Origin of the sequence: Microcoleus sp. PH2017_35_SFW_U_B, from assembly GCF_020737865.1 — a bacterium.
Taxonomy (GTDB): Bacteria; Cyanobacteriota; Cyanobacteriia; order Cyanobacteriales; family Microcoleaceae; genus Microcoleus.
In genome coordinates this window covers 7,662-18,249 of sequence record NZ_JAEQDE010000152.1, presented here as the reverse complement: position 1 = coordinate 18,249, position 10,588 = coordinate 7,662, and the positions used below count along the sequence as shown (strand labels likewise).

Annotated in this window: 6 protein-coding genes and 1 tRNA gene; 5 read left to right on the top strand and 2 right to left on the bottom strand. The window is 47.1% G+C overall.

Features of this window, described 5'->3' with window-relative positions:
- The coding region (locus JGK36_RS31740) for a transposase (protein ID WP_293199154.1) at positions 1 to 445 on the top strand (445 nt) is incomplete at its 5' end.
- Between the two features lie 101 nt (positions 446 to 546).
- Here the strand turns inward: JGK36_RS31740 and JGK36_RS31735 are convergent.
- Together JGK36_RS31735 and JGK36_RS31730 are read right to left on the bottom strand one after the other, a co-directional pair.
- Positions 547 to 1,614 carry an ABC transporter permease gene (locus tag JGK36_RS31735; RefSeq protein ID WP_293179852.1) on the bottom strand — a complete coding sequence of 356 codons (1,068 nt, stop codon included), beginning with the start codon at positions 1,612 to 1,614 and terminating at the stop codon, positions 547 to 549.
- Positions 1,615 to 2,090: 476 nt separating this feature from the next.
- Positions 2,091 to 3,224 (bottom strand): AI-2E family transporter, encoded by a 1,134-nt coding sequence (locus tag JGK36_RS31730; protein ID WP_293179855.1) that lies wholly within the window; start codon positions 3,222 to 3,224, stop codon positions 2,091 to 2,093.
- A gap of 518 nt (positions 3,225 to 3,742) precedes the next feature.
- On the opposite strand from JGK36_RS31730, the gene JGK36_RS31725 reads away from it, so the two are divergent.
- The 4 genes from JGK36_RS31725 to JGK36_RS31710 all read left to right on the top strand — a co-directional run bounded on the left by JGK36_RS31725 (position 3,743) and on the right by JGK36_RS31710 (position 10,429).
- The gene (locus JGK36_RS31725; protein ID WP_293199152.1) at positions 3,743 to 5,530 is read left to right on the top strand and encodes an efflux RND transporter periplasmic adaptor subunit; all 1,788 of its coding nucleotides are present in this window, start codon (positions 3,743 to 3,745) and stop codon (positions 5,528 to 5,530) included.
- 397 nt (positions 5,531 to 5,927) lie between these two features.
- Positions 5,928 to 9,095: an efflux RND transporter permease subunit gene (locus JGK36_RS31720; protein ID WP_366035293.1), complete on the top strand. Its 3,168-nt coding sequence runs from the start codon at positions 5,928 to 5,930 to the stop codon at positions 9,093 to 9,095.
- 260 nt (positions 9,096 to 9,355) lie between these two features.
- Positions 9,356 to 9,427, top strand: a tRNA-Gly gene (locus tag JGK36_RS31715).
- 54 nt (positions 9,428 to 9,481) lie between these two features.
- Positions 9,482 to 10,429 carry a rhodanese-related sulfurtransferase gene (locus JGK36_RS31710; RefSeq protein ID WP_293199146.1) on the top strand — a complete coding sequence of 316 codons (948 nt, stop codon included), beginning with the start codon at positions 9,482 to 9,484 and terminating at the stop codon, positions 10,427 to 10,429.
- Positions 10,430 to 10,588: the final 159 nt, after the last annotated feature.

Below are 10,588 nucleotides of genomic sequence, written 5' to 3'. Positions count from 1 at the left end.
AAAAATGATTAGCGATCATTTTGACCAACATCCGCATTTAAAACAGCAGCGCGAGCTGTTGACTTCGATTCCAGGTATTGGAGAACAGACGGCTGCTGTGTTGTTAGCTGAAGTTGGTCGGATTGAAGATTACAATAATGCCCGTCAATTAGCTGCTTACGCGGGTTTAACTCCCTGTGAACGCAGTTCTGGAACTTCGGTTAAAGGCAAAACTCGTTTGTCTTGTACCGGCAATGTCCGACTGCGAAAGGCATTGTATCTGCCTGCGGTAGTCGCGATGCGTCACAATCCGTTACTCAAGGCCATGAGTGACCGATTATTGGGTCGTGTCCAGGTCAAAATGCAGGTGATTGGTGCTTTGATGAGGAAATTGGTGCATTTGGCTTTTGGGATTTTAAAGTCCCAAAAGCCTTTCGATCCCAATTATTTAGTCGCTACCCCTTGACAGGTCAAGACAGTATCTACAAATATTTGAATTACCAATTACCGATGCCCAATTCCAGATTACCAATTACCAATTACCAATTACCAATGCCCCATGAACAATTACCTTTGAATGCTTCTCGGATCGAGAGCATCCCGCAATCCATCCCCCAATAAATTGAACGCCAAAACAGTCAAAATAATCAGCGTCGCCGGAGGCCAAACCAACCAGGGCTGCAACACTATAATTGAAGCATTCGTAGACAAAGATAGCAAATTTCCCCACGAAGGATCGGGCTGTTGAATTCCCAAACCAATCAAACTCAAAACCGACTCCGCCACAATAAAACCCGGAACCGACAAAGTAGCAGAAATAATTACATAAGTTGCAGTTTGTGGCAACACGTGGCGGACAATAATATAAATTGGGTTGGCGCCCATAGCCCGCGCCGCTTGCACGAATTCTAGCTGTTTAATTGACAGTACCTGACCGCGAATTACCCGCGCCAAACTCGCCCAACTGATAAATGAAGTAATCAGCACAATCAAAATAAATCGCTGAGCACTTGTCAATCCGGGCGGAAGGACTGCCGCTAGAGCTACTAATAAATAAAGACCGGGAATCGTCATCAATACTTCAGCAAAGCGCATTAAAATACTGTCAATCCAACTGCCGAAATAACCAGATATTCCTCCGATTAACAATCCTAAAGGAAAGGAAATTGCTATACCAACTAAACCAATACTGAGGCTAATGCGGCTGCCCTGTACTAAGCGGCTGAATTGATCGCGAGCTTGTTCATCAGTGCCTAAAAGGTTAATTTTACCTTCTCCTGTAGTGCCAAACAGGTGGATATCCCAAGGCAAAATTCCTAAAAACTTATAGGGAGAACCTTTGACAAACAAACCAACAGCAGATGGTTTTTGCCAGTCTACAATTACCTCGCGAGCGCCCGTATTCGCATCCACCGGCCCCTGAGCAGTCGGGTAAACGTGGGGGCCGATAAATCGCCCGTCTTTGGTGCTTAAATAAATCTGAGTTGGTGGCAGCAAGGAACTGTTTAATTGAGAGTCGTAGGGGTCGTAGGGAGCCACAAATTCGGCAAAAAGTGCGACTGTATAAAAAATTAACAGCACTACGGCTCCCAACCGAGCTAGAGGATTATTTTTAAGATTTTGCCACCATTTCATAAGTTTTAGGTTTGAGATTTTAAGTTGGTTCGTAGTAAGGACTTTAGTCCTCCCAGGTTCGTAGTAAGGACTTTAGTCCTCCTAGGTTCGTAGTAAGGACTTTAGTCCTCCCAGGTTTGTAGTGAGGACTTTAGTCCTTTGCGAGCGTTTTTTTCGGAGAGTAAGAAGCGGTTTGAGGAGTGCGAGCGTCCCCGCTCGCTACATATAAGGAAGCGAGCGGGGACGCTCGCACTCACATAATAGCAAAACTGAGATGCCCCTAATCCTTTCTTCACGGAATCAGTAGCAAGGGCTGAATTCGTTACTAATACAATTTTTAGCAGAAAGAATTGGTTGAAAGCCGGAACCCTTGTAGGGAAAAATTAAAATCAGACTATTCATTACTCCAATCCTCTTCCTTCCTTTGTCAACTGTCAACTGTCAACTGTCAACTGTCAATTGAATGAAGGACTGAAGTCCTTACTACAAACCTTAAACTATTTTTTTTCATCGGCTACCAAAATTATTCTATTTTCATTTTCGGCAATTTTCCCCAATTCCTCGCCGTTAAAAGGATTGTAGAAAAACGAACCTGTTTGCGGAGGTAATTTGGGATTGAGTACAATTTCCACGATACTTTTGACCACCCCAGTCAGGGGAATTGCCAGGATAACTCCTAACAATCCTCCCACTCTACCTCCTAAGAGCAAAGCTGTAAAAATAATTACCGGACTCAACCCCGTGAGATTGCCCATAATTCGGGGTGCTACTAAATTATCCTTGATTTGCTGGAGACCGATCGCAACTGCCAACACTTGGAGCGCCAGCCACCAATCGATAAACGCTACAATTATACTAACAGTGCCGATGCCCAGCGTCGCTCCGATAAACGGAATTATTTCTGTCAATCCGATAAACACGGCAAACAACAGAAAAAACGGCACTTGCAGCCACCAAAAAGCCAGAGTTAGCGAGGTCGCCATAAAGAGTCCCAGCAATAACTGTCCCGAGACAAATCGCTGGAGGTTTCGCTGCAAAGTATCTGTGAGAACATAGCGAATATCCGGCGAAAAAATGCTGGTCAAACCCTGCCAAACTCTTTGACCGTCTAGCAGCATATAAAATGAAATTACCAGGATAAAAATTAAGTCGAGAAACCAGTTAACTGTACCGACAACTAAGCCTAAACTTGTACCTGCGATTGCTTGTACTTGTTCCTGGACTTTGGCTGATAACTGCTGTTCCAATATTTGCACGTCAAATGGTAAATTGCGATCGGCACTCCACGCTTGAAATTCGCCTAACTGCTGCCGCGCTGACTCCAGCAAGTCCGGGAACCTCACCCCCAACTGTCTCGCTTGACTGAATACGGGCGGTACAATAGTTAAACCGATGACTGCGACTACCACACCCGCCATCAAATAAACCAGCCCCGCAGCTATTCCCCGCGGCAAAAATACTTGCAGTCTGATTACTGCATAATTTAATAAGAATGCAATCAGTCCCGCTGTTACTAAAATGCTGACCAGTTCCCCAACATAATTGATAGCAGTCAGGGTAAACCATCCAGTCACTAGCACTAGCAACCAAGTAATTAGAAACTGTTGGACGGGAGTAAATACACTATTCATTGTGATTTTATCAATTAAACTGGCACAAGTTTTTTAGCTTCTGTGCCGTATTATACAACAAAGATATAGCAATCCTAAATGAATCGTATTTTTTTTACCCCACCCCAACCCTCCCCTTAGTAAGGGGAGGGAGTAAGAAGAAGTTCACAAATGATTTAGGATCGCTATATTAAACTATAGATTAGCAATAATCAGTTCAATATTAGATTAAATTCTTTTGGCAGTGATGAATTGGTGATGGTAAAAACGCTCTGGGACAGAAAATCTGAGTCCGATCGCCCTGCAAGCGATCGCAAATCGCGCTAAGATTACTCTGCCTCAAAATCCCGATCGAGTCAAAGGTCGATCGCACAACCTCGGATCGAAATCGCGATTATCAGGTGAAATGGCGCCACACTCACCCACAAGGAGGAGGCGCGACCGATCGCACGCTCAGCTAAAATAAATTAGATATTAAAACCGCAATCTTTCTTTACAATATCAAAAACCCCAGGCTCAAACCGGCGGGAGGAACTACCGTGACGAATCAAGTTTTTTCAGAAGCAGAAGAACAGCAACCGCTTGTCCCCGTGCAGAGCGGGCGCGACAGCAAATCAGCAGTGGATGCGCCTGAAACTGGCATCTCAGATACCTCTCGCTGGCACTTCTCCTCTGAAGAAGATGAACGAGAAATAGCCTTAGAAGTTCCAGACGAACAATCAGAAGTTTCCGAAGCTGAAGAACCAGAAGTTCCTCCCAGTAAAGGACTCAGGTGGCCGACGCTGTTGGCGGGCGCAGGGATTGGCGTAGCTGCAACGCTGCTAGCAGTACACTTGACTGCGGGCCAGAAGAGCGCGCGTCCCCCAGTTGCAGCCCCAGCGGCGGCTCAGCAGGGGACGCATCAGACGGTGACAGTGGCTGCTGTGGAATCGGCCGAGGTGGCTCAAACTCTGGAAGCGACGGGGACTGTGGCGCCCTACGATTTGCTGCCGGTGCTGCCGCAAGCCAACGGTTTGCAAATCAAGCAGGTTTTGGTAAAAGAAGGGGATGCGGTAGAAAAAGGTCAGGTAATGGCGGTTTTGGATGATTCGGTGCTGCGATCGCAAATTGCCGAAGCCACTGCTAAGGTAGAATCGGCAGATTCTACGGTAGAACAAGCGCAAGCTCAGGTGCAACAAGCCCAGTCAGCCCAACAAGAAGCCCAAGCCGGCGTTGCTCAAGCCCAAGCCGGCGTTGAAAAAGCCGTCGCTGACGCAGCGCAAGCCAAAACGGGCGTGGGCCAAGCTCAAGCAGGTGTCGAGCAAGCCAAAGCCGGTGTCGAGCAAGCTAAGGCGGGGATTGCTTCTGCTGAGGCTAAATTAGCTCAAGCTCAAAGAGAAGTAAATCGCACCCAAAATTTGGCTTCCCAGGGAGTAATCAGCCAGCAAGATTTGGAAAAGCGCAAAACCGAGCGAGATACTGCTGTTCAAGATGTGAACAAAGCTAAGGCTGATTTGAATAAAGCTTTGGAAGAACAGAACAAAGCGGCGGAAGAAGTGCGATCGGCTCAAGCTAAAGTAGCTACAGCAGAAGCTAATATCAGTACGGCGAGAGCGGCCCTCAGCAGCGCCCGCGCTAAGGTGAATACGGCCGGCTCTGCTGTCAGCAGCGCGCGCGCAAATGTCGGGAACAATGCAGCAGGTGTTCGCAGTAATGATGCGCGAGTGAAACAGTTGCAAACTCAACTCGAACAAACAATTGTCCGAGCGCCGGACAGCGGTATTGTATCTGAAAGAATTGGTCGAGTTGGTGATGTTTCTTCGGGAAGTCAAAAACTATTTTCGATTATTCGAGGAAACAAGCTGGAACTGCAATTAAAAGTACCGGAAACTCAGGTTTCTCAAGTGCAGCCGGGAACGGCGGTGCAGATTACTTCGGATTCTGATAAGCGGATTAAGTTGTCGGGAACTGTGCGAGAAATTTCGCCGTTAGTTGACCCGCAAAATCGGCAGGCTACGGTGAAGATTGATTTGCCGACAAGTGAGTTTTTGCGATCGGGAATGTTTTTGCGCGCCTCGATTTCGACGGCGACGGCTCAAGGTTTGAAAGTCCCTGCTAAGGCTATTTTACCACAGTCTGACGGCAGTTCTATTGTTTACAAACTTGTAGGCGAGGACAAGGTGCAGGCTCAACCTGTGGAAGTTGGAGAGATTACTGGGGGCGCGGTTGGTGATTTGACGACTGCTCAGGTTCAGATTAAAAAGGGGTTGAAGGCGGGCGATAAAGTGGTGGTTGCTGGGGCTGGTTATCTTAAGGATGGCGATCGGATTAAAGTTAGTAGTCAGTAGACAGTTGGTAGTTGGTAGTTGGCAGTTGGCAGTTGGCAGTTGGCAGTTGGCAGTTGACAGTTGACAGTTGGCAGTTGACAGTTGGTAGTTGACAGTTGGTAGTCATTATTTATTGTAGGGTGCGTCAGGTGAGAATTTGGCGACGACAGACTAATAATTTTCCACGCTAAGCACCTTACGATTAGTTGCTTACTACTACATATTTGGAGCGGGCTCTCCGGCCTACTCCACAAGAATTTTAAGGAGAAGATTAGTTAGTTAGTTAGTAGATATTTGGAGCGGGCTCTCCGGCCCACCCCACAAGAATTTAAAGAAGAAGATTAGTTAGTTAGTAGATATTTGGAGCGGCTCTACGGCCCACTCCACAAGAATTCCAAGAAGAATAACTATATTACCAATGACCAATGACCAATTCCCCATTCCCCATTCCCCATTCCCATTCCCCATTCCAATTATGTCTTTTAATATTTCGGCTTGGTCGATTAAACAGCCTGTCCCGACGATTGTTTTATTCTTAATTCTGACAATCGGGGGATTAGTATCCTTTCCGGTTTTAGGTATTGATGATTCACCGAACATCGATGTGCCTTCAGTTTCCATATCTGTCAGCCAACCGGGGGCAGATCCAGCCGAACTTGAATCACAAGTTACGAAAAAAGTAGAAGATGCTGTGGCGGGTTTGGGGAATATTGACCACATTATTTCTACTGTTAATGATGGTTCTTCTAATACTACAGTTAACTTTTTGTTGGGCACAAATAGCGATCGCGCTACGAATGATGTCCGAAATGCGATCGCCCAAATTCGCCAAAGCCTGCCCCAAGACATCAACGATCCAGTCGTCAAACGGGTGGAATTTGCCGGTAGTTCCATTATGTCCTACGCCGTCGTTTCCGATCGCCAAACCGTAGAACAGTTAAGCGAATTAATCGACCAAAACATCAGCCGCGTCCTGTTGTCGGTCAAAGGTGTCGCTCAAGTGCAGCGAATTGGAGGCAGGGACAGGGATATTCGAGTTGATTTAAACCCCGAACAACTGCAAAGTTTGGGGATTACAGCTACCCAAGTTAACGACCAAATTCGCAATTTTAACATCAATCTTCCCGGTGGCAGAACTGAAATCGGCAATTCCGAGCAAACAGTTCGCACCATCGGCAGCGCCAAAACTATCGAACAGTTGAAAGCTTATCAAATTACTTTACCAAAAGGCGGTTTTGTGCCGCTTTCCAGTTTGGGAAAAGTTGACGAAGGCTATGCAGAAGCGCGTCAGGGTGCGCGGCTCAATAACAAGCCTGTTGTAGCTTTTGCTATCCTCCGCAGCACCGGCAGCACTCTCGTGACTGTGGAAGAAGCGGTGCGGGCAACTGTTAAGAAAATGGAAAAAACTTTGCCGCCGGATGTCAAGCTTGAACTTATTTATACTTTAGCAGATCACATCCGAGATTCCTATGAAGCTTCTGTTGATGCTTTAGTTTTGGGGGCGGTTTTAGCGATTGTCACGATTTTTATATTTCTGCGGGATTGGCGGGCGACTTTGATTGCTGCTGTGGCTTTGCCGCTGTCGGCAATTCCTACTTTTGCTGTGCTGAGGATGGTAGGATATACGCTTAACGGCATGACTTTGTTGGCGCTGTCGCTGGTGGTGGGTATATTGGTCGATGATGCGATCGTCGAAATTGAAAATATCGAACGCCACGTCGGGATGGGGAAAACGGCTTATCAAGCTGCTTTGGATGCTTCTGCTGAAATTGGTTTAGCTGTTGTTGCTACCACGATGACGATTGTTTCGGTGTTTGCACCGGTGGCTTTTATGCCGGGAATTCCGGGTCAGTTTTTTCGACCTTTTGGGGTGACGGTTTCAGCATCGGTGTTATTTTCGCTGTTAGTAGCCCGCACTGTAACTCCGATGATGGCGGCTTATTTGTTTAAGGATAGTGGACACGAGGCGGAACTCAAAAAAGACCAACTTTCTTATCAGTATCGCCGACTTTTGACTTGGGCGCTGAAGCATCGGGCGATCGTCCTAATCTTAGCTGTTGCTTTATTTTTCGGCAGCGTTCAGTTAATTCCTTTCATTCCGACTGGTTTTATCGATCGCGATGATACCGGACTTTCGACAGTCTCGATCGAATTGCCGCCCGGTTCTACCTTGTCACAGACAGATTTAGCAGTGCAGCAAGCAACTAAATTATTGCTCGCCCATCGGGCCGTAAAAAGCGTTTTGGAGACCGAAGGCGCTCCGACAGTATCCGGGGGGCCAGGTGGTGGTGGAGGGGGCGCTAGCGGCGTAAATACAGCCAGTCTGTATGTGAAATTGAAACCCGCCAATCAGCGGATCGGACAACAGAAGTTTGAGGAGGAAATGCGGCCGAAACTTGCCGATGTTCCCGGTGTGCGGCTGAGTTTTGCTCAAGGGCGTGTGGGCGGTAGGAAGCAAATGTCGATCGTCCTCAAGAGCGAAAATGCGGAGGCTTTAACCAAAACTGCGGAAACTCTGACGCAACAAATGAGGCAACTTCCGGGACTGATTGAGGTACAATCTAGCGCGAGTTTAGTCAAACCGGAGATTTTGGTAAAACCCGATCCAAATCGGGCGGCGGATCAGGGTGTTTCGGTGCAACAAATTGCTCGCACTGCTTCTTTGGCAACGATTGGAGATATTGACTCAAATCTTGCTAAGTTTGATTTGCCCGATCGACAAATTCCGATTCATGTGATGTTGGCGCCGCAGTTTCGCAGCGATATCGAAACAATTAAGAATCTGCAAATACCGGGTAAAAATAATACTTTAGTACCGTTGAGGGCAGTGGCGGATATTGCTTTGGGTAGCGGGCCTTCTCAGATCGATCGCTATGACAGAGCTCGTCAAGTATCTGTAGAGGGCAATTTGTTGCAAGGTACGACTTTAGGAGAAGCTGTTGCTGCGGTGAAAAAACTGCCTGCAATGAATCCTTTACCCCCTGGCGTGGAACAAGAATCTTCGGGCGATGCAAAAGTTATGCAGGATATTTTCAGCGGTTTTGCGGGGGCCTTGGGAACGGCGGTACTGTTTATTTATGGTGTGTTGGTGCTGTTGTTTGCCAATTTCTTGCATCCGGTGACAATTATGGCGGCATTACCTTTATCTTTGGGTGGCGCGCTGTTGGGACTTTTGGTGGGACAAAAATCTCTCGGTTTGTACGCTTTGATTGGTGTAGTGTTGCTGATGGGAATTGTGACGAAGAATTCGATTTTGCTGGTTGATTACGCGATTATGAATCAGAAGGAAGGCGAACCGATGTATGAGGCGACGCTGGATTCTGGTGTAGCGCGGTTGCGGCCGATTTTGATGACAACGATCGCCATGATAGCTGGGATGGTGCCGATCGCGCTGGGAATTGGCGCGGGATCTGGGGTGCGGAGTCCGATGGCGATGGCGGTAATTGGCGGTTTGATGACTTCTACGCTATTAACTTTGGTGGTAATTCCGGTGGTTTATACCTACATGGATGGCTTGCAAGTCTGGATTTTCGATCGGGTGCGGGGGAAGAAAAGAGGCCAAGGGCGATCGAATATCTCCGGGTAGGGAAACGGGCACTGCCGTCTCCTCCTGCGTCAGGAGAAGGCTTTTGGAGTGTACGGTGCGTCAGATCTCAGGTTTGTCCGAAAAATTCCGGCGATCGAGACTGACGCACCCTATTAATTTTGCCGCCATGGGCGATCGGCAACCCCAAAAAATAATTCTCAAAATCATTGACTCAAAATCACAAAATCGTCGTATAATATTTATCTAGTCATGGTTTACCGCAATCCCTAAAAAGTAAAAGCCAGTAAAACAGACTAAGCGCGGGCGTAATTCAGTGGTAGAATGTCAGCTTCCCATGCTGAACGTCGTGGGTTCGAGTCCCACCGTCCGCTTTAACTGAATTTTCATATTTATATCAAAATCAATTAGTGCTATCAATTCGATCTATGGCTAATTTCTTAACCGCTGCATTATATAAATTCGTTCAACTATCCGATTTTGCCGAGCTGAAAGCACCGCTAATCGATTGTTGCAACAAAAACAACGTCAAAGGCACCATCTTGTTAGCAGCCGAAGGCATCAATGGCACGATCGCCGGTTCATCCGAGGGCGTGCGCGCAGTGCTGGCATTCTTGCGTAGTGACGCGCGTTTTGCTGATTTGGTTCACAAAGAATCTTTCTCAGAAAAAGCACCGTTTTACCGCCTAAAAATCCGCTTAAAACGCGAAATCGTCACGATGGGAATACCCGATATTAATCCATCTCTCATGGCTGGCAAATATGTCAAGCCCGATGAGTGGAATAAGCTGCTTGACGATCCTGATGTTGTCGTAGTTGATGTGCGTAACGACTACGAAGTATCTATGGGTACTTTTGCAGGCGCTATCAATCCCAAAACCAAAAGCTTTTCCGAGTTACCTGAATGGGTGCAGCAAGAAACTGCTTTGCGCGATAAACCCAAGGTGGCAATGTTTTGCACGGGTGGCATTCGCTGCGAAAAATCTACTGCTTTTTTGCGATCGCAAGGTTTTCAAGAAGTCTATCATCTCGAAGGCGGGATTTTAAAATATTTGGAAACGGTTCCGGAAGCAGAAAGTCGTTGGGAAGGTGAATGTTTTGTCTTTGATGAACGGGTTTCTGTTGTTCACGATTTAAAACCTGGTAACTATGAACTTTGTCGCGGTTGTCGTCACCCGATTAGTGAGGAAGATAAGGCTTCTGAATTTTTTGTCCTGGGCGTGAGTTGTCCTCATTGTCATGACTCGAAAACCGAAGCTAAAAAACAAGCTTTATTAGAGCGGCAGCATCAGATTGAGCTTGCTAAGCGTCGCAACCAAGTACATATGGGCGCGTGCTATGATGCTAAGGAAAAATCCGATGGTGCGATCGACTAAAAGGTATGTTGTTGGGCTTGGGCCCCAAGAGCGCTGAAGCGCAACTACGTACCAAGAAATGTATGTTGTTGGGCTTGAGCCCCAAGAGCGCTGAAGCGCAACTACGTACCAAGAAAGGTATGTTGTTGGGCTTGAGCCCCAAGAGCGCTGAAGCGCAAC